Origin of the sequence: Pseudomonas sp. B6(2017), assembly GCF_002112765.1 — a bacterium.
GTDB classification, from domain to species: Bacteria; Pseudomonadota; Gammaproteobacteria; order Pseudomonadales; family Pseudomonadaceae; genus Aquipseudomonas; species Aquipseudomonas piscis.
Genome location: NZ_NEIQ01000007.1, coordinates 155869 through 178418 on the forward strand (window position 1 = coordinate 155869; position 22550 = coordinate 178418).

20 protein-coding genes are annotated in these 22550 nt (G+C 56.8%); 3 read left to right on the plus strand and 17 right to left on the minus strand.

Features of this window, described 5'->3' with window-relative positions; translation table 11 throughout:
* The 6 genes from CAG11_RS13745 to CAG11_RS13770 form a co-directional block, all read right to left on the minus strand.
* Entirely contained in the window at positions 1 to 696 is a 696-nt protein-coding gene (locus tag CAG11_RS13745; protein ID WP_022640101.1) for a response regulator, read from the minus strand.
* Positions 697 to 794: 98 nt separating this feature from the next.
* Positions 795 to 3446: a sensor histidine kinase KdpD gene (locus CAG11_RS13750; protein WP_085596763.1), complete on the minus strand. Its 2652-nt coding sequence runs from the start codon at positions 3444 to 3446 to the stop codon at positions 795 to 797.
* A 99-nt stretch (positions 3447 to 3545) separates the two neighbouring features.
* Positions 3546 to 4091, minus strand: a complete 546-nt coding sequence (gene kdpC / locus CAG11_RS13755; RefSeq protein ID WP_085596764.1) for a potassium-transporting ATPase subunit KdpC — start codon at positions 4089 to 4091, stop codon at positions 3546 to 3548.
* A gap of 32 nt (positions 4092 to 4123) precedes the next feature.
* Positions 4124 to 6208, minus strand: a complete 2085-nt coding sequence (kdpB, locus tag CAG11_RS13760; protein ID WP_085596765.1) for a potassium-transporting ATPase subunit KdpB — start codon at positions 6206 to 6208, stop codon at positions 4124 to 4126.
* Positions 6209 to 6218: 10 nt separating this feature from the next.
* A complete protein-coding gene (gene kdpA, locus CAG11_RS13765) occupies positions 6219 to 7913 on the minus strand; it encodes a potassium-transporting ATPase subunit KdpA (RefSeq protein WP_085596766.1) in 1695 nt (564 codons plus the stop codon).
* 11 nt (positions 7914 to 7924) lie between these two features.
* Entirely contained in the window at positions 7925 to 8014 is a 90-nt protein-coding gene (locus CAG11_RS13770; protein WP_022640106.1) for a potassium-transporting ATPase F, read from the minus strand.
* Between the two features lie 326 nt (positions 8015 to 8340).
* Between CAG11_RS13770 and eat the strand changes: the two genes are divergently transcribed.
* Both eat and CAG11_RS13780 read left to right on the plus strand, forming a co-directional pair.
* Positions 8341 to 9705, plus strand: coding sequence for an ethanolamine permease (gene eat / locus CAG11_RS13775; protein ID WP_085596767.1), 1365 nt, complete (start codon positions 8341 to 8343; stop codon positions 9703 to 9705).
* Positions 9706 to 9831: 126 nt separating this feature from the next.
* Entirely contained in the window at positions 9832 to 9999 is a 168-nt protein-coding gene (locus CAG11_RS13780; protein ID WP_085596768.1) for a DUF2897 family protein, read from the plus strand.
* A gap of 41 nt (positions 10000 to 10040) precedes the next feature.
* On the opposite strand, the gene CAG11_RS13785 is transcribed toward CAG11_RS13780, so the two are convergent.
* Together CAG11_RS13785 and CAG11_RS13790 are read right to left on the minus strand one after the other, a co-directional pair.
* On the minus strand, positions 10041 to 10892 hold the full coding sequence (locus tag CAG11_RS13785) for a DUF1989 domain-containing protein (RefSeq protein WP_085596769.1): 852 nt from the start codon (positions 10890 to 10892) through the stop codon (positions 10041 to 10043).
* 15 nt (positions 10893 to 10907) lie between these two features.
* Positions 10908 to 11561, minus strand: a complete 654-nt coding sequence (locus CAG11_RS13790) for a GntR family transcriptional regulator (protein ID WP_085596770.1) — start codon at positions 11559 to 11561, stop codon at positions 10908 to 10910.
* Between the two features lie 188 nt (positions 11562 to 11749).
* Between CAG11_RS13790 and CAG11_RS13795 the strand changes: the two genes are divergently transcribed.
* Positions 11750 to 12307 carry a TetR/AcrR family transcriptional regulator gene (locus CAG11_RS13795; protein WP_085596771.1) on the plus strand — a complete coding sequence of 186 codons (558 nt, stop codon included), beginning with the start codon at positions 11750 to 11752 and terminating at the stop codon, positions 12305 to 12307.
* Between the two features lie 22 nt (positions 12308 to 12329).
* Here CAG11_RS13795 and CAG11_RS13800 read toward each other — a convergent pair whose 3' ends face one another.
* The 9 genes from CAG11_RS13800 to CAG11_RS13835 all read right to left on the minus strand — a co-directional run bounded on the left by CAG11_RS13800 (position 12330) and on the right by CAG11_RS13835 (position 22549).
* A complete protein-coding gene (locus tag CAG11_RS13800; protein WP_085596772.1) occupies positions 12330 to 13124 on the minus strand; it encodes an SDR family oxidoreductase in 795 nt (264 codons plus the stop codon).
* Positions 13125 to 13320: 196 nt separating this feature from the next.
* Positions 13321 to 13650, minus strand: coding sequence for a ComEA family DNA-binding protein (locus tag CAG11_RS13805; protein ID WP_085596773.1), 330 nt, complete (start codon positions 13648 to 13650; stop codon positions 13321 to 13323).
* 109 nt (positions 13651 to 13759) lie between these two features.
* On the minus strand, positions 13760 to 15754 hold the full coding sequence (locus CAG11_RS13810; protein WP_085596774.1) for a nucleoside-diphosphate sugar epimerase/dehydratase: 1995 nt from the start codon (positions 15752 to 15754) through the stop codon (positions 13760 to 13762).
* 90 nt (positions 15755 to 15844) lie between these two features.
* The gene (locus CAG11_RS13815) at positions 15845 to 16864 is read right to left on the minus strand and encodes a glycosyltransferase family 4 protein (RefSeq protein ID WP_085596775.1); all 1020 of its coding nucleotides are present in this window, start codon (positions 16862 to 16864) and stop codon (positions 15845 to 15847) included.
* 102 nt (positions 16865 to 16966) lie between these two features.
* On the minus strand, positions 16967 to 17929 hold the full coding sequence (locus CAG11_RS13820) for an SDR family oxidoreductase (RefSeq protein ID WP_085596776.1): 963 nt from the start codon (positions 17927 to 17929) through the stop codon (positions 16967 to 16969).
* A gap of 135 nt (positions 17930 to 18064) precedes the next feature.
* Positions 18065 to 19381 carry a hypothetical protein gene (locus tag CAG11_RS33170; RefSeq protein ID WP_143494558.1) on the minus strand — a complete coding sequence of 439 codons (1317 nt, stop codon included), beginning with the start codon at positions 19379 to 19381 and terminating at the stop codon, positions 18065 to 18067.
* 208 nt (positions 19382 to 19589) lie between these two features.
* Entirely contained in the window at positions 19590 to 20501 is a 912-nt protein-coding gene (locus CAG11_RS13825; RefSeq protein ID WP_085596777.1) for a glycosyltransferase, read from the minus strand.
* Positions 20498 to 21289 carry a glycosyltransferase family 2 protein gene (locus tag CAG11_RS13830; RefSeq protein WP_085596778.1) on the minus strand — a complete coding sequence of 264 codons (792 nt, stop codon included), beginning with the start codon at positions 21287 to 21289 and terminating at the stop codon, positions 20498 to 20500. Before CAG11_RS13830 ends, CAG11_RS13825 begins: the two co-directional genes overlap by 4 nt.
* Positions 21290 to 21364: 75 nt before the next feature.
* Positions 21365 to 22549, minus strand: a complete 1185-nt coding sequence (locus tag CAG11_RS13835) for a glycosyltransferase family 2 protein (RefSeq protein WP_085596779.1) — start codon at positions 22547 to 22549, stop codon at positions 21365 to 21367.
* Between the last annotated feature and the right edge of the window lies 1 nt (position 22550).

Below are 22550 nucleotides of genomic sequence, written 5' to 3' on the forward strand. Positions count from 1 at the left end.
TCAAGCCTCCCCCGCCAACAAGCGATAACCGACCCCGGCCTCGGTGACGATGAAACGCGGCCGGGTCGGATCGTCTGCCAGCTTCTGGCGCAAGTGCCCGACCACGATCCGCAGGTAATGGCTGTCTTCGGTATGGGTCGGCCCCCAGATGTCCTTGAGCAGTTGCTGCTGGGTGATCACCCGCCCCGGGTGGCGAGCCAGCTGGGCCAGCACAGCATATTCCTTGCGTGTCAGGGCTACTTCCACGCCTTCGAGCAACACCCGGCGGTACGCCAGGTCGACCGTCAAGGGCCCCACCTGCAACGCCGCTTCCTGGACTTCTCCGGACGGGGCCTGGCGCAACAGGGCGCGTATGCGAGCCAGGAACTCCTGGATGCCGAATGGCTTGGTGACATAGTCGTTGGCCCCACCGTCCAGGGCTTCGACCTTCTGCAACTCGCTGGCCCGCACCGAGAGCACCAGCACCGGTACCGCCGACCACTCGCGAAACTCGCGCAGCACCTGCTGACCATCCATGTCCGGCAGCCCCAGGTCAAGCACCAGCAGGTCCGGTTTGTTCAGCGCCGCCTGGGCCAGGCCCTCGGTACCGGTGCCGGCTTCAATCACTTTGTATCCTTGGGACGCCAGGCTGATGCGCAGGAATTTGCGGATCTGCGGCTCGTCGTCGATGACCAGGATGGTCGCGGTCTGGCTCATGGGTTCAGTTCAAGACAAATAAGAGACAAGAGAGTAGCGCAACGCCAATCTCCTCCAGAGGGCTTTTGCAGGAGCCCTCGCCCCTGCCACCAGGCGCATCACAGCTCACCCTCGAGTTCCGGCTGGGCCTGCAAGGGCAGGTACAGGGTGATACAGGTACCCTGCCCGTCGATGCCATCGGCGACACTGATGTGCCCGCCATGGGCCCCCACCATGCCCTTGCAGATCGCCAATCCCAGGCCCGTACCCTGGCCGCCCCGATCGCCCCTGGCGGCGGTGTAGAACATGTCGAAGATCTTCGCCCGCTCCTCCTCGGGAATACCCGGCCCCTCGTCGCTCACAGCGAAACTCAGCTCCTGCTCGTCGGCGTGAACCGCCAGGTGCAGGCGGCCATGGACCGGGGAAAAACGCGCCGCATTCTCCAGCACATTGACCAGGGCCTGTTCGATCAGCGCCGCGTGCACATACAGCAGCGGCAGATCCCGGGGCAACTGCGTACTGACCTGTAATGGCGCCAGCACCACCCGCAGGCGATTGAGCGCGCTGCCGACGATATCCGCCGGGGTGACCCAGTCGCGGGCCAGCTTCAAGGCGCCATGGCCAAGGCGGGTCATGTCCAGCAGGTTCTGGATGTACCGATCCAGGCGCTCGGCCTCATCCCGGGTACCCTCCAGCAGTTCCTGGCGATCCTCCAGGGGAATCGCCTCGCCCAAGGCCAGCAGGCTATCGATGCTGCCGCGCATCGACGTCAGCGGAGTGCGCAAGTCATGGGACACCGAGGCCAGCAAGGCGCTGCGCAGTTGCTCGGTTTCGCCGTGCAAGCGCGCCGCCTCCAGGTCCTCGGCCAGGCGCGCCCGGGCCAGGGCCTGGGCCAACGGCTGGCTGAGCGCGGTGAGCAAGCGCCGACGTTGATCACTGAAGATCGCGCCCTCCCTGGGGCACACCCCCAACAAGCCCAAGGGGCCGTCATCCACCGACAGCGGCCACCACCACCAACGGCCAAAAGGCAGGGTCCCGGTGCCCAACCCCGCAGGTTGATCGTGCTGCCAGGCCCAATCGGCTGCGGCTCGCTCGGCTTCGGAGAGTTGCTGCGTGCCACCGCTCTCGACCTTCCAGGCACCTTGCTCATCGCGGTTGAACAAACAGATACGCAACTCCTCGCGCCCGTTCAGGTGCTGGATCGCAGCGCTGATCACCGCCTGCCGATCGGTGGCAGCCGTGAGCTTGCGCGACAGGTCCAGCAGCTCGCCGGTTTCTTCCTGGGTATCGCGCAGGGCCTGCAACTGCCGGCGCTGGCGGGCCGCGAGATTACCCGTGAGGGCGGCCATCAGCAGGAAGAACAGCAGGGTCAGCACATCTTCTTCGCGCTGGATGGAAAGGGAAAAGTTCGGCGGGATGAACAGGAAGTCGTAACTCAGGAACGACAGCGCGGCGCAGGCCAGGGCCGGCCCCAGGCTGCTGCGCACCGCCACCAGCAGCACTGCGGCGAGAAATACCAGGGAGATGTTCGGCAGCGCCAGGATTCCGGCCACGCCCCAGGCCAGGGCACTGGCCAACAGCGTCGCCAACAGCGCCAGGGCATAGTCGAACCACATCAGCGGATGCTTGACCCGCAACCTCGGCTGGCTGGGCAATGGCTCGCTGTCCAGGACATTGATTTCCAGGCCATCGGCGTTGCGCAGCAAACGTGCCGCCAGCCCGCCGCCGAACCAGCGCCGGCGCCAGCGACGACTCGACTGCCCCACCAGCAACAGGCTGGCCCGCCGCTCGGTAGCGTGCTGGATCAGCGTCTTGGCCACCTCGCCCGCCCGCAGCAGCACCACCTCGCCGCCCAGGCGCTCGGCCAGTTGCTGGGCCGCTTGCAGACGCAAGCGCGACTGCTCGTCGCCAAGGCGGCCGTTATCCACATGCACCAGGCTCCAGGGCAAGTGCCGACGCTGTGCGACCCGGCTGGCATGGCGCACCAGGCGTTCGGCCTGGAGATCACCGTCGACGCCCACCAACAGCCGCCCGCGCACCGCCGGTGCCGCTTGCCCGAGGCGGCGATAACCCTGGGTCAGGTCGTTGTCCACCTGGGCCGCCGCGGTCTGCATCGCCAACTCACGCAGGGCCGTGAGGTTGGTCTGGCTGAAGAAGGCATCGATAGCTGCCCGCGCCTGCTCCGGCACATAGACCTTGCCATCGCGCAGGCGCTCCAGCAGCTCCCGGGGCGGCAGGTCCACCAGTTGCAGCTCATAGGCCTCCTGCAGTACCCAGTCGGGCAAGGTCTCGCGGACCTGGACCCCGGTGATGCCGCGCACCTGGTCATTGAGGCTCTCCAGGTGCTGGACGTTGACCGTGGTGAACACGTCGATGCCCGCCGCCAGCAGCTCCTGGATATCCTGCCAGCGCTTGGCATGGCGGCTGCCCGGGGCGTTGCTGTGGGCCAATTCGTCCACCAGCGCCAGCTTGGGCCGGGCCTTGAGCAGGCCGTCCAGGTCCATCTCCTCCAGCAGCACCCCACGATACTCCGAGCGCAGCAGGGGCTGTTGCGGCAAGCCGCCCAGCAGTGCCTCGGTCTCGGCCCGGCCGTGGGTCTGCACCACCCCGGCCAGGACCTTGACGCCCTGGCGCATCTGAGTGTGGGCGGCCTGGAGCATGGCGTAGGTCTTGCCGACTCCGGGAGCGGCGCCGAGAAAGACCTTGAGCCGGCCACGTCCGTCCCGGGGCAGCTCGGCAAGCAGCGCGTCGGCGCGACCGGAATCACTCATGGGGTATCTCTCTGCGACAAGACAATGGATTTCAATCGTCACTCCTTGGGGCTCGAGCATCGCAAAAGCCCCTTTCGGGGCTTTCCCTGGCTCGCCAGATTACAGCCGCTCCAGGGCCAGGTTCAGGGCCAGTACGTTGACCACCAGCGGGCCGATCAGCGGCCGTTCGGTGTGCTCTGCCACCAAGACTCGTAGCCGGTCGGCTGGCAGGTTGCGTGCCGCTGCAACTCGCGCCAGTTGATAGTCAATCGCCTGCGGTGGCAAGTGCGGATCCAGGCCGCTGCCGGAAGTGGTGAGCAACGCCAGGGGCACCGGGCCCTGCCCGGGCACCAAGAGCTTGTTGGCATCTTCGATCACCCGGGTCGCCAGCGCCGGATTGCTCGGTGCCAGGTTGCTGGCCCCGCTGGCCACCGTGGCAAAGGCACCTGCGGAGGGGCGCGGGTGGAACCAGGCATCACCGACAAAGTCCTGGGCGATCAGGGCCGAGCCCCGCACCTTGCCGCTGTCATCGCGGACCAGGCTGCCATTGGCCTGGTCCGCGAACGCGACCTGGGCCACTCCAGTGACCACCAGCGGATAGGCCACGCCGGTGATCAGGGTCATCAACACGATCAGGCTCAAGGCCGGACGCAATACGCTAGACATTTCTCAATCCTCGATGGGTCAATCCCGGCCGCCTACACCAGGTGCGCGGCGGTCAGCAGCATGTCGATCAGCTTGATCCCGGCAAAGGGCACCACAATGCCGCCCAGGCCGTAGATCAGCAGGTTGCGCCGCAACAGATGGGCGGCACTCGCGGCCTGCACCCGTACACCGCGCAAGGCCAGGGGAATCAGCACCACGATGATCAGCGCGTTGAACACGATCGCCGAGAGAATCGCGCTCTGCGGGCTGGCCAGGTGCATGATGTTGAGCACGCCCAGCTGTGGATAAATCGCCGCGAACAAGGCCGGCAGGATGGCGAAGTACTTGGCCACGTCATTGGCGATGGAAAAGGTGGTCAGGGCGCCACGGGTCACCAACAGTTCCTTGCCGATCTGCACCACGTCCAGCAGCTTGGTCGGATCGCTGTCCAGGTCGACCATGTTGGCCGCCTCGCGAGCGGCCTGGGTGCCGTCGTTCATGGCCATGCCGACATCGGCCTGGGCCAGGGCCGGAGCATCGTTGGCGCCGTCGCCGCACATGGCCACCAGGCGTCCGTCGTTCTGCTCGTGGCGGATGCGCGCCAGCTTCTTCTCCGGCGTGGCTTCGGCCAGCACATCGTCGACCCCGGCTTCGGCGGCGATGGCGGCGGCCGTCAGCGGGTTGTCGCCGGTGACCATCACGGTACGGATCCCCAGTTTGCGCAACTCGGCGAAACGCTCGCGGATACCGGGCTTGACCACATCCTTGAGGTGAATCGCGCCCAGCAACCGGCCAGCAGCGCAGACCAGCAGCGGAGTGCCGCCGCTCTGGGCGATCTTGTCGATCTCGCGGGCCAGTGCCGGAGCCAGGTCATCGCGCTTGAGGCCAACGAAATCCAGCACCGAGTCCACTGCTCCCTTGCGGTAGGCCTGGCCGCGATAGTCGACCCCGGACAGCCGGGTCTCTGCGCTGAAAGGCACGGCCACCAGCACCTCGCTGCCCGGCTCGGGCTGTGGATAAAGTTCGCGCAGGTATTCGACGATGGACTTGCCTTCGGCCGTGTCGTCGGCCAGGGATGCCAGCAAGGCGGCCTCGGCCATGTCCCCGGCGTTGATGCCCGGCGCCGGGTGGATGGCGCTGCACCGGCGATTGCCGAAGGTGATGGTGCCGGTCTTGTCCAGCATCAACACATGCACGTCCCCGGCGGCTTCCACCGCCCGCCCGGACTTGGCGATGACATTCAGGCGCACCAGGCGGTCCATGCCGGCGATGCCAATGGCCGACAGCAGGCCGCCGATGGTGGTCGGAATCAGCGTCACCAGCAGTGCCACCAGGAACACCAGCGGCAAGCTGCCATTGGCGAAATGGGCGAACGGCTGCAGGGTCACCACCACCAGCAGGAAGATCAGGGTCAGGCCGATCAACAGGATGTCCAGGGCCACCTCATTGGGGGTTTTCTGGCGCTTGGCGCCTTCCACCAGGGCGATCATGCGGTCCAAGGTCGACTCCCCGGGATTGCTGGTGATACGCACCAGCAACCAGTCGGACACCAGCCGGGTGTTGCCGGTTACCGCTGAGCGATCGCCACCGGACTCGCGGATCACCGGCGCCGACTCCCCGGTGATCGCCGCTTCGTTGACCGCGGCGATGCCTTCGATCACTTCACCGTCGCCCGGGATCATTTCCCCGGCATCGACCCGCACCACATCGCCTTTGCGCAGGTTGGCCGCTGGCACCAGCTGGAAGCTGCCATCAGCCCCCCGGCGCCGGGCGCTCAGGCCTTCGCTGCCGGCCTTGAGGCTGTCGGCACGGGCCTTGCCACGCCCTTCGGCCAGGGCCTCGGCGAAGTTGGCGAACAATACGGTGAACCACAGCCACAGGGCGATCTGCGCGGCGACGAAAGTCGGCACCGCGGTGTTGGGCACCAAGCACAGCACAGTGGTGAGGATCGCGGTCAGCTCCACCACCAGCATCACCGGCGAGCGCTGCAGTTGCCGTGGGTCGAGCTTGACGAAAGCCTGGACCAGCGCCGGGCGCCACAGGGCGGACAGGCTGGTGGCCGACGACGGCGCAGGAGAATGCTTGGCCTTGGCCGCCGCATCGGCGACCTTGTTCGAAGCGGGAACATGCATATTCATCATCGGATCCTCAGAAGCCCATGCTCAGTTGTTCGGCGACTGGCCCCAGCGCCAGGGTCGGCAGGAACGTCAAGCCACCTACCAGCAAGATGGTCATGGTCAGCAAGGCCACGAACAGTGGGCCATGGGTGGGAAAGCTGTTCTGGCCTACAGGCGCGGTTTTTTTCAGGGCCAGGCTGCCAGCCAGCGCCAGCACCGGCAGGATGTAGCCAAAGCGACCGATCAGCATGCCCAGGCCCAGCATCAGGTTATGAAACGGGGTGTTGGCGCTGAAACCACCGAATGCCGAACCGTTGTTGGCGCTGGCCGAGGTGTAGGCGTACAGCAGTTGGCTGAAGCCGTGGGGCCCAGGGTTGCTGATCGCTCCTGCCGGTCCTGGCAAGCTGGCGGCCAGCGCACCCAGCACCAGCACGCCGATGGGCATGACCATCAGGGTCAATACCAGCAGTTGCACCTCCCTGGCCTGGAGCTTCTTGCCCAGGTATTCAGGCGTGCGCCCGATCATCAAGCCGGCCAGGAATACTGCGATCAGCACGTTGAGCAGCATGCCGTAGAGCCCGGCGCCGACGCCGCCGAAGATCACCTCGCCCACCATCATGTTGATCAGCGCCACCATGCCGCTCAGCGGGTTGAGGCTGTCGTGCATGCCGTTGACCGAACCGTTGGAAGCGGCGGTGGTGGTCACCGACCACAGCACCGTGGCCATGGTACCGAAGCGCGTCTCCTTGCCTTCCAGCGGCGCTGCCTGCTCCACGGCCGGGTTGGCCAATGCCGGGTTGGGTTGGTATTCGGCCCACAGCGAGGTGGCGCCGCCAATCAGGAACAGCGCCAGCATGCAGGCGATGATGGCCCGGCTCTGGCGCATGTCCTTGACGTAATGGCCAAAGGTGAAGACCAGCGCCACCGGGATCAGGATGATCGATACCAGTTCGAACAGGTTGCTCCAGGCCGTGGGGTTCTCGAACGGATGCGCCGAGTTGACCCCGAAGAAGCCACCGCCGTTGGTGCCCAGTTGCTTGATGGCGATCTGGCTGGCCGCTGGCCCCAGGGGAATCACCTGGTCGTGACCTTGCACGGTCAGGGCGTCCACATAGTGAGCGAACGTCTGCGGCACGCCCTGCCAGACCAGCAGCAAGGCCAGCAGCAGGCACAGCGGCAACAGGCCGTAGAGGGTGGCACGGGTCATGTCGGCCCAGAAGTTGCCCAGGGTGCGTACCGAGCGCCGGCCGATACCCCGGCACAGGGCCACCAGCACCGCCAGCCCGGTGGCCGCGCTGACGAAGTTCTGTACCGTCAGGCCGGCCATCTGGCTGAAGTAGCTCAGGGACGCCTCGCCGCTGTAGGCCTGCCAGTTGGTGTTGGTCATGAAGCTGACCGCGGTGTTGAAGGCCAGGGTCCACTCCTGCCCCGGCAGGTGTTGCGGGTTGAGGGGCAAGTGGTCCTGGAACAGCAGGATGAGGAACAACAGGGCGAACCCGGCGAGGTTGAACGCCAGCAAGGCCAGGCTGTACTTCTGCCAGCTCTGCTCCAGCTGGGGATCGACCCCGGCGATGCGGTAGCACACACGCTCCACCGGCCCCAGGATCGGGGTCAGCCAGGTACGCTGGCCCTCCATCACTTTGTAGTAGAAGCGTCCCAGCCAGGGCGCGGGCACCAGCACCAGCGCGAAGAAGGCGAGGATCAGCCAATAGTCATAACTGTGCATCAGCGTCGCTCCTAGTTCCGATTCGCGCACAACAGTGCAATCAGCAGGTAAACGAACAGGCCCACCGCCAGCAGCAACGACACCGCGTCCAGTATGTTCATGGAATGTCTCCGAGGTACGGCGATCGCCGCGAATGGCGACATTGTCCGCAGGCTGCCTGTAAAGGAACGAGAGCGAGGGGGTGGGTGGGCCATAAAGAAAGCGTAAAGACTCACGCCAGGGCCGCTCTGACCCGGGTGAGGGACGCTAGGCCCTTGCCCCAAAGCGAGGCTGCCAAGCGCACCGGATTGCAACGCCCAAGACGGGCCGCGGTCGGGGAATATCCTCGATACGACGGTTTTCCGAACTTTGCGACGCCCCGTGGCCGCCTGGCACGACCGCTGCAACGCCCTGTCCCGGACCTTTCCAATCGTTCAGGACGCTATCGATGAACACAAGACTCAAGCCCACCCTGGGCACGCTGCATCTCTGGGGGATCGCTGTCGGCCTGGTGATTTCCGGGGAGTATTTCGGCTGGAGCTATGGCTGGGGCGTGGCCGGGACCCTGGGGTTCCTGGTGACCTCGCTGCTGGTCGCCTGCATGTATGCCTGCTTTATATTCAGCTTCACCGAACTGACCACCGCGATTCCCCACGCCGGAGGCCCTTTTGCCTACAGCCGTCGGGCCTTCGGCGAAAAAGGCGGGCTGATCGCCGGGCTGGCGACCCTGATCGAGTTCGTCTTCGCCCCACCGGCCATCGCCCTGGCCATCGGTGCCTACTTGAACGTGCAGTTTCCGACGCTGGACCCCAAGCACGCCGCAGTGGCGGCCTATGTCGTCTTCATGGGCCTGAACATTCTCGGGGTGAAGCTGGCGGCAACCTTCGAACTGGTGGTCTGCGTCCTGGCAGTCCTGGAACTGCTGGTATTCATGGGCGTGGTGGCCCCGGCGTTCAGCTTCAGCCACTTCGCCGCCAATGGCTGGGCCGGCACGGATCAGTTCGGTAGCGCAGCAGTTGCCGGCATGTTCGCGGCGATCCCCTTCGCCATCTGGTTCTTCCTGGCCATCGAGGGCGCGGCCATGGCTGCCGAGGAGGCCAAGGACCCCAGGCGCACCATCCCCCGGGCCTACATCAGCGGCATCCTGACCCTGGTGGTGCTGGCCCTGGGCGTGATGTTCTTCGCAGGTGGCGTGGGTGACTGGCGCAGTTTGGCGAACATCAACGACCCGCTGCCCCAGGCCATGAAGGCGGTGGTCGGCGATAACTCCGGCTGGCTGCACATGCTGGTGTGGATCGGCCTGTTCGGCCTGGTAGCCAGCTTCCACGGGATCATCCTCGGCTACTCGCGGCAGTTCTTTGCCCTGGCCCGCGCCGGCTACCTGCCCGCCTCCCTGGCCGGGCTGTCGCGGTTCCAGACCCCGCACCGGGCGATCATCGCCGGTGGGCTGGTGGGCATCGCCGCGATCTACAGCGATGGCCTGGTCAACCTCGGTGGGCTGAGCCTCACCGCAGCCATGATCACCATGGCCGTGTTCGGCGCCATCGTGATGTACATCATGAGCATGCTCAGCCTATTCCGGCTACGCCGGACCGAGCCCGGCCTGCCACGCAGCTTCCGCGCTCCCGGTTATCCGCTGGTCCCGGCCCTGGCACTGCTGCTGGCCGTGGTGTGCCTGGTGGCCATGGCCTGGTTCAATACGTTGATCGGCCTGGTCTTCCTCGGCCTCATGGGGCTGGGCTTCATCTACTTCCAGTGCACCGCGCAGTCGCGGGCCAACGCGCCGGCCGATGCCATGCTCACCGGACTCTAGAGACGCTGCCGACCAGGCCGATCAGGCATACAATGGAACCCCTGCAAAACGTTTTGACTCAAAGCGTTACAAGCCGCTGCGGAGCGAACCTCGCTTCCGGCAGACGGCCTCATCAAGGAGAGCCCTATGCCCTGGTATGCCTGGTTGATTCTGGTGGTCGCTATCGGTTCGATCGTGGGTGGCCTGATGCTGCTACGCGATACCGCCAGCAAGGTGGAACTTACCGAAGAACAGCGCCGACGTGTGGCCGAACGCAATGCCGAAGCGGACGCCAGGGACGCTCGCGACCGGTGAGCCCATGGCCCCCTGCGCCTTTGGTGCAGGGGGCCATGGGCTCAACTTTCCCACTCGGGCTTGGCGATCTGCAAACCATGCAGGCCCTGGTAGGCCGCCCGTTCAGGCGAGTTCCAGCCCTCGAGTAACGCTGGCTCCAGGCGATAGACCTCGACCCCCAGCGGCCGGCATACGCTGAGCGGGTCCTGCGCCTGTGGCCCCCACATCGGCAGGGACAAATCCCCGCCAGGGCAGGTCGACAAGGCGCAGAGCAGGTCGATTTCGGCAAAGAACTCCAGGTAATCGCCCTTGCCCGCCGGGCAGGCCTTCATGAAGTACAGGTCGTCGTGGTTCAGCCCTGTGCACTGGAAGATGTTCAGCACATCATGCACGTCGAACTCAGTCAGGCCGTGGGGCAGCACCGCCCGCGTCAGATTGGAATGGCAGTGGTGGTGAAAATCCTCGCCAGTAAGCATCCGGTTCACATAGGGATCGCAGCGGGTTCCCAGCAAGTCATGCAGGCGCCCGCCATGCTCATCGATACCGTAATCGGCCAGGCTGTCATCGGTGATGGTCACCAGCGGCCGCAGGAACGGCAGGTTCGACCAGAGCCGATCGTGAGTACTGACATGCGCTCCCTGCAACTGCCGGGTTCGGGCCGCCCATAAGCGCTCGCGCGGATCGTGGGCGTTCCAGACGTTGAAATCGCCCACCTGCGGACCATGGGGCGTGGTGACCCGGAACACATGACCGGCTGGCACCTTCCAGGCACGTCCCGTGCGAATCGGCACCTCGAAACTCTCGATCAACATGCGCTGGCCAGGGTTGGCCCGAATGCGCTCGTAGAAGGCCGTGTCCACTTGCAACGCCGAGCCCTTGCTGACCTGGTAGGCCGCGGGATAGTTTTTGTACATCGCTATGCTCCTCGTTCAATGACGCAAGGATGGATCGAACATGTTCAGCAACAGGCGCTCGGAATCATCCAGGTAACACGCCATGGCCGCTCCGGCCGACGCCGTGTCGCCGTCGGCCAGCCATCCATGGATCTGCCGGTCGCGCTCCAGCCAGGGGGCTTGGAACAGCGCCTCGTCTGGCGCGGTGCAAAACACCAGTCGCAGCTGCGCCACCACATTGGTGAAGAACTCGTCCAGCAATGGTGAGTCCAGCAACGCCACCACATGCTGGTGAAACACCAGGCCATGGGTACCGACGGCGCGCCAGTCCTCTCGGTCCCTGGCCAGTTCGGCCGCCTCGATAGCATCGAGCATATGGTCCGACTGGCACTCGCGCAGCGGCCTGGCGCTGGCGATTGCCTGTAACTCCAGGGTTCGACGCACCCTGAACAGATCGCGCAGATCGTCCCTTTCCAAGCGGCGGACCATCACTCCCTTGTGGCGCACATAACGTGTCAATCCCTCCTGCCCGAGGCAATGCAACGCCTCGCGGATAGTGTTGCGCGAGGCGTTGTAGCTACCGGCCAGTTCGTTCTCCACCAGGGGCATGCCGGGCAAAAGACGACCGCCGATGATGTCTGCACGCAGTTCCAGGCGAATCTGATCCGCCAGGGATAAACCAACGTTCATGAAAAGGCCTCAGGATTGTTCAACAATAGATGAGTGATCAGTAACCACTTATCGTGCCAACTCACCTGACTATGCTTGGCATGAAAACCTGTCGCCAAGCTGTAGCAGCCAGCCAAAGCAGGTGCAGAAGTGGATGTGATCTGCTGAACCCTGGTTAAAATAGTGGCCTTGTTGCGGAGGTTTCCCAGATGCGTTATTCAACAGACCACAAAGCCCAGACCCATAAACGCATCATCAAGGAAGCCTCGGAGCGATTTCGTCGCGACGGTATAGGGGCAACAGGCTTGCAACCCCTGATGAAAGCCCTGGGCCTCACCCATGGCGGCTTCTACTCCCACTTCAGCTCCAAGGACGAACTGGTGGAAGAAGCACTCTGCTCTGCCGCCCAGGACCTCGATGCTCATTGCGCCAAGCTGTTCGCCCAGGAACATCCCCTGCAGGCATTCATCGACAACTACCTCTCCGAATGGCACCAGGAGTCACCACACCAGGGCTGTCCGCTCCCGACCATGAGCTCGGAGCTCGGCCAGCGCGGCCAACCCAGCGCCACCACCGACGCGGTGCTCAAGGCCAGGCTCGCGCAAGTGGAAGCGACCCTGGAAGGCGAAGACAAGGCCAAGCGCAGCCTGATGATCATGTCGACTCTGGCAGGTGCGCTGATGCTGTCGCGCAGTGTGGAAAATCCACAACTGGCTGCGCAGATACTTGAAGTGGTACGCGAAGGCTTGAAGGAACAGGAGCGGTAACGGCAACCGCTCCGTTGCGTGCTTATTTGTAACGGGCTGCCGCGCTGCTGCGTGAGAGGTTGGGGGCCAGGGCCAAACGCGCCGCCACCATGGTCTGCCAATCCGCGGCATCGGGCAGCGACGGCAGGGTAATCAATTCCCGTTGGTCGAAACCACTCAAGGCCGCATCGACCATCTCCCCCGCATCCATCACCATTTCTGCCGGGATAACCGATACATCAAAGCCCGCGCGCTGCCAGATTTCGGTACGAGTGACCCCGGGCAGGACGGCCTGGACTTGGACCCCGGTGTCTTTCAGTTCTGCCTGCAGGGATTGGCTCAGGCTCAATACATAAGCCTTGGTGGCGCTGTAGGTCGCGTTGAAACGTTCCGGCAGCAGGGCCACCACGGAGGCGATATTGATGATCGCTCCTCGCCCCGCCGCAGAAAAGTTGGCGGCTGCGGCGCTCGCCAAACGGGTCAGAGCCACCACATTGAGCTGGATCATCTGCTCCATCTGATCCAGGTCAGCAGCAGCCAGGGGGCCATCGGCCGCGACTCCGGCATTGTTCAGCAATAGGCTGATGTCCCGGTCATTGCGCAAGCGACGCTCCACCTCAAGCAGATCGCTCCTGGAGGTCAAGTCGGATTTCAAGACCTCGACCTGCACCGAATGGCTGGCTTGCAGAGTATTAGCCGCGACATGCAGACGCTCCTCATCCCGGGCCACCAACAACAAGTCAAAGCCTCGCGCCGCCAAGCGATCGGCATAGACCGCGCCAATACCGGATGAAGCTCCCGTGATCAAGGCCTTGCCTTGGGAACGAACCGAACTCATAGCTGCACTCCTGACGATGAATGAACCTGATGGGTATTCGCGATCTTGCAAGGTTGGCGAATTAAATATTACACATATAATATTTCCATTATTTCATGGAAAAAATCTACCTCGCCGATGAAGATTCGACCTCGAGGCCATCCCTTCTGAAGGCGAAGGCCGATCAATGATCGGCTTTCGTCTTGAACGGGGCGCCTCAGTTGACCTGGAGCTTGTCTCGGTTGCGCTCGAGGATGGCCTTGCCGATGCCCTTGACCTCCAGCAGCTCATCCACTGAAGCGAAGGGACCGTTTGCCTCACGATAACTGACTATCGCCCTGGCCTTGGCCTCGCCTATGCCAAGCAGTTCGCGCTGCAAGAGGGTGGCATCGGCAGTGTTGATGTCGAGCCTGGTTGAATTGGAGGTGGAATGTTCTACCACTTCGGTGGCGGCTTCCTGCACCTTGGCGATCGGTGCTGCCTGGGTGGCAAGCGAAAAACTGGCTAAGGCTGCGAAGAACAGGGAGGAGAAATAAGGGATACGCATAATGACACTCCATGACATCAGTAAGGAAAGCAGCTTTCCGAAGCTGCCTTCCAAACCTAGGAGATACAGGGAGCAAGTCAAAAGCGGGAAAGTTACCGCTTGTGTAGAGTCAGGGTTTGAGTCGTCGCTGCTGATAAACCCAATCGACAATCTCGCCGTCCGGCGTGTAGCCACTGACGGTCTCGCGCAGCAACTGCCGAACCCGCGAATAATCATCACAATCAAGCGCAGCAAGGAGTTCATCCAGCTTGACCTTGAGTACATCCCAAGCCAGGTAATCCTCGTTGGCACTCATGATCATCGGATGCTGAGTGGCCACTACGTTGTCACCGATCAGCAACTCTTCGTAAAGCTTTTCACCAGGGCGCAAACCGGTGAACTCAATAGCAATATCTCCATGGGGGTTCTTTTCCGAACGAACACTCAACCCGGAAAGATGGATCATCTTCTCTGCCAGTTCGACGATTCTTACCGGTTCGCCCATATCCAGCACGAAAACATCCCCCCCTTGCCCCATCGAACCAGCCTGGATGACCAGTTGGGCAGCCTCCGGGATAGTCATGAAATAACGGGTGATTTTCGGATGGGTAACCGTGAGCGGCCCCCCGGATTTGATCTGCTTATGGAACAGCGGGATGACCGAACCTGACGAACCCAGCACATTGCCGAAGCGGACCATGGTGAACCGGGTTTTATTGACCCGTGAAATCTTCGATGAGTCGTTGAACAGCACGGGGGCCAGTTCCTTGCTCAGCGCTTGCAAGGTGAGTTCCGCCAGGCGCTTGGTACTACCCATCACATTGGTTGGCCGGACGGCTTTGTCGGTGGAAACCAGCACGAAATTGGCGACCCCCGATTGCAACGCGGCCTGGGCAGTATTGAGGGTGCCCATGACATTGTTGAGCACACCTTCGGCGATGTTGTGCTCGACCATCGGAACATGCTTGTAGGCCGCGGCGTGATAGACCGTATCGACACTCCAAGTGCTCATCACGCTCAAAAGCTTTTCATAGTTGCGCACCGAGCCCAGGATCGGCAGCAATTTCACCACTAGGGACTCCCGGGACAGGCGCTGCTCCAACTCTGCCAAGATGTTGTAGAGGTTGAACTCGCTATGATCCAACAGTATCAGGGTGATCGGACGTAGACTCAGGATCTGCCGGCACAGCTCGGAGCCAATGGACCCGCCCGCCCCCGTCACCAGAACCGTTTGTCCCTTGATGCAATGAGCCAGCAAATCATCCTGTGCAGGAACGGCGTCCCGGCCGAGTAGATCGGCAATATCCACCTCCTGGATATCGTCGACCTTTACCCGACCACTAGCCAGGTCCATGAACCCCGGCACGCTCCTGACATGGAGGGGGAACCCTTCGAGGTACCCCAATATCTCTCGGCGTCGGCTACGGTTGGAAGAGGGAATGGCCAGCAGGATTTCTTCCGCGCCAGTCTCGTCGATCATCTGCTGGAGGTGCTTTGGCTTGTATACCTGCAGTCCGGCAATGACCCGATCAGCGATACTGCCATCATCGTCGATAAACGCCACCGGCCGCATCATGCGCCCCAGGCGCAACGCCGCGACCAGTTGGTTACCCGCTGCTCCGGCCCCATAAACTGCCACCTTGGGCAAACCATCGTCTCGGTTGGTAAAAGGTACATGCTGGCTAGCGACAAACCAGTCACCGAGGAAATATTGACGCATGGCCAGCCGCAGGCCGCCAATCATCACCAGACTCAACCACCAGTAGTTGAACACGATTGAACGAGGTACAACGGTTTGGTGGTTACTATAAAGGTAAACAACCAGGGCTAGGATCAAGGACGAAAGGCTGACGGCCTTTACGATTGAAATTAATGCATCGTTACCGAAATAACGCATTACAGCACGATACATTCCGAATCTTATAAACAGGGGAATAGCAATAACTGGCGCACTGAGGAAAAGCCAGAGATGGACGATGAACGGATTGTTCAAATCGTCGAAGCCCAATCGGACGAAGAAAGCCATCCACAGTGCGCCCCAGATCAGGAAAAGATCGGTCGCAACTTGGATAATACGTTTTTTCCGGCGCGAGAGACCTAATAAAAATTTTCTTATTCTGGCCATCACCTCTTCAACCCCTCCCTTTTTTAGCCACAACAGAAGTCAAATATGACAATATTTGAAAACTGGACTGCCTTGATAATTTCATAAACATCAGCAGTCGTTCCCCGAGTCTCCGGCACGAAACTTGAGAGCGAGGAGCAACAGAGGTACATAGGCCAAAACAACACCCCAAATACCATCAAGTCCAAATAAACTAACTGCAACCGCTATTGGCAACAACCAGAATACATTTATTGCTAACACAGCCAATGTCACAGGCAAGTGCCTGCCAAACCGCCGAGAAGCAAATTGGTAGGCGTGACTACGGTGAGCTTCATAGACTTTATCGCCCCGCAGCAAACGTCGAATCAGGGTAAAAGTCGAATCGACAATAAATACCGCAAGTAATATCAGCCATACCCAAAGGAACCGCGGAGAGCTCCAGGCTGCCTGTATTGAAAAAATCCCAAGCGTTATACCCAGGAATCCACTACCCGCATCCCCCATGAAAACTCGTGCGGGAGGGAAATTCCAGTAAAGAAACCCCAAAACGGCCATCGCTAATAACAACGGAGGCCAGATCATTGACTGGTTTCCGCTCAGCCAGTAGATCAGACAGGCTCCCAGACAGATGGAGACAGCCTCGACACCCGCAATTCCGTCAATTCCATCCATAAAGTTATAGAGGTTGAGCATCCAGACCAAGTAGAACGCAGCAAGAACATGACCGAGGTACCCCAGCTTGAACTCGACTCCCAGAACATGCAACGGAGGTAATCCGTTCATCCAGTACATTGCCCACGCAGCAGCCAAAAAATGCGCCAACAGGCGCCAACGAGCTGCGATATGGCCATGATCATCCAGGAAACCAACCACCGCAGTAAAAATCCCCGCCCCCAGTAGTGGCCAGATAAAACTCCACGGAATCAAACCAGTAGCTGTCAAAACAGGCAAAGCAAAAACAAAACTGAGAACAATTGCCACTCCACCACCTCGGGGAGTCGGCAACGAATGAGAGCTACGTCCATTCGGAACATCAACCAAGCTACGCGCCAAAGCATAACGGCGAACAGCCCAAGTGAGTAAAACCGAGGTCCCGGCAGTCGCCAGGAAAAATAACCAAATTGCCATCTACTATCCAATTCCTGAAACTAACAAGAGAAGGCCGGATGCCAGAGCCACCTCTTAGAAACTAAAGAAGGTCATGACCGGTCATGATACCTCTGTTTCTGTTCAATCACGCAACGTCAGAAAGTATTTGGCCGTCTCGTTGAGAGCTGAATCAACAGTTATGGGCGGCGTCCATCCGAGCAGCTTCTGTGTTTTGCTGATATCGACCTGTAGCGAACCACATAGACGGTGAGAGAGTGATTTTTTTCCAAGCAGAGCTGCCCCCGCAGAGAGGATCCAGACAGGCACAGGTATCAAACGAACGGGTACCTTCAATGCCCTTGCCATCCGGCGTAAAAGCTCAGTGGTAGAAAGATCCTCTCCGTCACTGACCAGGAATGTCTGATTTGCTGCCGCCGGGTGCTCAATGCAAACCCTGATCAGGTCAACCAGATTACCCAAGGCCACTAGGCTACGTTTATTACCAATGGCACCGAAGGGTAATGGCATTCCCTTCTGCAACCACCGCATCATTGCCAGGAAGTTAGCCTTCACGCCAGGTCCATACACTAATGGAGGGCGAATAATGACGACCTCTAAGCCTGTCTGCTCTGCTATCTTAAGCAAACCCTGTTCCGCCTCCATCTTGGAAATTCCATAATGATCAAGAGGCATTGGCTGTGCGTCTGCAAAATAAGGTGCAGCCGTAGCTGTTCCTTCACCGTTCACCTTGATAGAACTTATGAATATAAAGCGACGAACGCCGGCGGAAGCTGCCTGTCGAGCCAGGTTTAGTGTTCCCTCAACATTTACTCTACGAAACTCAGTCAGCGGATCTGAGGAAGTCTCATTCATTACATGAACTCTGGCTGCCGCATGGATCACCACACTGCATCCAGGTAAAAACGAGTTCCAATCAGTAGTTCCGATTATTTCAGTAACCTGACAAAGCGCAACTGTCCCTGGAAGCTCCACTGGTGGCTGACGAAAAACAGCAGCTAACTGAAAATCAGTACTTCTAGAAAACTGATCTATGATCGATCGCCCCAGAAAACCAGACGCTCCTGTTAGTAGAATCTTGACCATAGACACCTCTCCGCTGATTTGACAGAACTAAGCTGGAAAACTCATATTTAAAAATTCAAATATGAGTTTTTCAATCTCGAATGGCCCCCCTCGCATACCTGCTTCGCATGCGGGTTATTCGAGCTCCAGCTTTCTTTAGCTTACCTTGCTGGCACGCGTCCGCCCATTAATGTAAGAAAAAATTGATATTGTACATACAAAACAAGACCAGTATACATACCTAAAGTCACCAGCAGGAGTGATCGGTATATATGTCAGAACATATGAAAGCCCTGAAACAGGAAGAAGCCAGAACAAAGTGCCTTTAAACGCCGAGTCAAACCAAAATAGAAACGCAATACACGTCAGCAAAACCATCCAGACATATGGTTTGAATAGTCCAGGGAAAAGCTTCTTGAATCCAACAACGTATTTTCTGAAAAATTTCTCCTGAGCAGACTCCGAACGAATACCTGAATCAAGTTCATACGGCGGCTTAACTACGCGAAATTCACTCTCATAATATACTGACTGCCAAGGTGAACGAATAAGCTGAGAAAAAGCCGAGAGTCTATAGGCAACATAAGCAGGGTAATTATCAAAAACGCTCTTAACCCAAGAGAGTTTCAACTCTTGATAATTATTTATCGTTATTTCCTTAAATCGATCTCCATCAATGCAGAATGCAGCGCCAACCTTGTTTTCATTCAAATATTCACATGATGCAATTTTAGAAATTTCATCCTGCGTCAAGAAATCTAGTGAGACATCCACCCCTCTCAGTTTTAAAGCAACCACATCATCGAACATTACATAACTAACAGAGTTTGACTTTTTTGCTCCTATAGCAGAATTAACAAGAAATGTAATTACGAAAAACCCGAAAATCGCCACCATCATGAATGCCAAAATATGTTTGACGCTCTTCTTTTTAAAAATTTGGCCGGCCAAAAATGGAAACAAGAAAAAAGCAGCTCCCAACGAATTGCTCCGTACGAGCATGCCATATACAAACAAGGCCAAAACTATAAACGCAACACTCAAGGGAAACCGTTCACGAGATCTATAGCATAAACAAAGAGCAATTGCCGCGCCCCAAGAATAGGCCATCCCAACATCTTTCCAAATAACAAACTCAAAATTCAAAACCCAAGGCAACGCAGGAATCAGTAAAAATAGAAACCCATGTTTATATCCCTCTTCAAGAGTCCATTTAAACAAGAAAAAAGCAGTGCTCCACAGCAGTAAAAGATGAAAGCAAAGCATAACACCAGGACCATCAGCAACGTTCAGCAGCCTCCCCCAGACAAATGCCATTACGGGCGGCTGCCAATCCGAGTAATCGGCCATCCTTGCCTGTCGCAACTGATCTAGGCTATCCCACGTCATTGCTCCAGGATAAAAGGAAAAAAAGGCAAATAGCGAAAACAATATCGATGCAACTGTAAAAAAATTAGAAAAATTAAACTTCATTATTTAATCCATTAATAGAGCAGAACAGCCAGATTTTCTCTTGATCGCCAGACACTAATAACTTTCTATTACACAAGAAGCGCAGACCTTCAGCAAAGCTTTCAATTATAAAATCACCTACCCCGTGCCCGTGTCGGCTGTCTACTTAAAACAACATCAAGACATGCATTGATGCCTTATTAAAGATACATATTAAAAACATCACGACTCAATAAATACCAAGAAAAACCATGATCATCAAAAAAATACGGTCACGAAATCTACGGCGCACTTCATTAAAATTACAAACAAGGAAATCACGTGATATATCCCCTCTTTCAACCAAATCTCCAGGCAAGCTCTGAACATTAGGCCAAATCAATTTGGCAATTTTTGAAACTTCATTGCGATACCAGCCAGTACGTAACAATGACAAGCGCGCCTTAATAGCCCTCAAGCCGTTATTGGCACCTACCTGATTAGCCTCGTGCTGGCGATATAATATCTTCGGCACCGGATCTATGAACCAAACTAATCCTACCGATCTGAACCACGCATAAACCAGCCAATCATGTAGGGAAACGACATTGACGTCCTGCCAATTCTCAATTAGAAATTTTTTGAACCTAAGAGCTTCGGAAACTTTTAGTACATAACCACACCCAGGACCAGCAGCCTCAAAAAGATAATCATACTTGCGCTGCCTTTGTGCTTTATCTAAAAGCAACTTTCGCCCCCCGGGCCAAAAGGCTGTAACATTGCAAGAATAAGCAGAAGCAGTAGACGAGGAAATTTTTTTGTGAGCCGTAGACAGTTTATCTAGAAGCCAAACATCATCCTGATCAGCAAACGAAACATAATCAAATTTTGAAAAATCTACGTCTCGAATCAATCTGAAGAAATTCTTGGCTGCGCCTCCAAACTTTTCGCCTACAGGCAGGACAATTAATCTATCATCATGAGCTGACACAGCTTTAAACCAATCCTCAGTTCCATCCGAGGAGGGGTCTATGCTTATAAAAATTATTACCCGAACATCAACTTGAGAAAGTATGCTTTCTACCTGAGACTGAAGCCACCGAATCCCGTTATATGCTGCAAGCAAAACAGCAAAACTAGGAACCTTCTTGATATCGTTCATTTCTTATATTTTCTAAATTTAGAAAAAAACAACCTCAACGGATACTTCAATATTTCACACGTTGTGGCTGCAATAAAAAAAGCTCTACTAATATTTCCTTCCGCCCTCAAAGCCTTAAGGACGTCAAGATAGCCCTTATGCATAAGCCTTAATGACCCAGAGAGACCCGATTCTCCAACTGGTGCCTTAAAACCCGCAGCTAGAGCTTCAGTTAGCATATAAACGTGTCCATTGGACATGTTCTCATACCAGCACTTGTAATCATCCACTCTACGATAGCGCTCATCAAAAAGTATAAAATCTTCTCTCTTGGCCATTACGGTAGGGGTAAAAAATGGATTGCCCCACATAAATTCGCGCTTCATGACCAAGCGATTACTTAAAGACACTTCCTTAATGAATGAGCGACTTGAAATATCGAATAGATAGCCATGTCCAGATAGAAATGCTTCATTTTTTTCCATGAATTCATATTGAATCTTTATTTTTTCTGGGTGCCAAATATCATCTGAATCCAAGAAAGCGATATATTTACAAGTAGCATTCTTTATGGCTATATTTCTTGCATATGCAGCACCCTGATTTTTCTTTAAAAAAATCAAACGAATATTAATCAGAGCCTTGTAGCCAGAGACTATATCAACAAGCTCTTCCACACTAACACTGCAGTCATCTACAATTATAATCTCCTCAACACACAAAGTCTGTGCAATAACAGAGTCGATGCTACGCCCTATTGTATCGGCTGCATTATAATGAGGTAGGATTACAGAGACCGAAGACTTCATGTCATGCCCCTAGAAACTTTTCTAACACAGTAAAGCCTATATCAAACACAAAAAATAAAAACCCATACAAATAAATCACAAAGATGGAAGCTTTAGCTTTACAGGATGCTCATGCAAATATTTTTTTAGCGCCCTGCTACCATCAAGGCTAGTATCAAGAGAGTCGATTACACTAATACTCTTCTTGATATACCTGGACTTTAAACGAGTGACAATACGGGACATTCCCCAGTAAAACTCAGATCCAACAGCAACCATTAACTGCGAAACAACCCTAACTCTTCCAAATGAACGAAAAGCCTCACGTAGGGCGTATCTCGTTTCACTGCTCGAGGATGGAAAGTAAATAAAACACTTGAGAAAAAGCCGACCAAAATTAGGAGTTCCTTGAAATTTTGGATTATTTTCTTGAACTTTCTCAACAGCTTTTAGCAGGGAATAAGACCAAACGGTAGGCACCGAATAGAACTCAGGTATCTTTTTATCCCAAACAAGATTTTGAAATGCCGAAATGTGTGGGTTTTCTCTGAGTTTACCATAGTGGGCACCGGAATTACTTTGCCCTGTTGTACTGAGACCAGACGCGCCAGGAACAATAACAGGGTAATCAACTAGCACACACTTTTCGGATTCAATTGAAATTAGAAAGGAGCTGTAGATATCAGGGCTAACACCGCCAAACAATGCCCCATGTTTATCAACAATTTTTTTAGCCAAGGAAGATGAAATCATCCCAGCATAGGCTCTTGGCATACCAAATACACCACCACCAAAATTGTTTAATGCCGGAACAACTGATTTCTTTGCATCATACAGGCTGACACTGCCCGTATATTCACCAACATGTAGAGTTCCAGAATATACATCGCCTCTCGTCGCGTGATAAAAGTCACGCCAGTAGTATAAGGCCGGGAAATTAAACTTTACCGAATCGACGGCATGTTCCGAAGCCCAGTTAACTACATCCATAATTTCCCGCGAGACAAAATCATCATCCCCGAGAAAAACAAGGTACTCTCCGTCGGCAGAACGAAGACCCAAGTTAAAATTGTCTACAACACTAATACTTTTAGCTGTTCTGACATATTTTACCTTTGACGCAAAAGACTCTCCTAAAAAATGATGAGAAAGAAAATCCTCATCACTAGAGTCACAAACAACTACTTGAACATCCTCCAGCAACTCTAAAATAGAGGCGACTGTTTCAATCGCACATTTTGCACGATTATGAGTAGGAATAATAATACTTAACTTAATCATG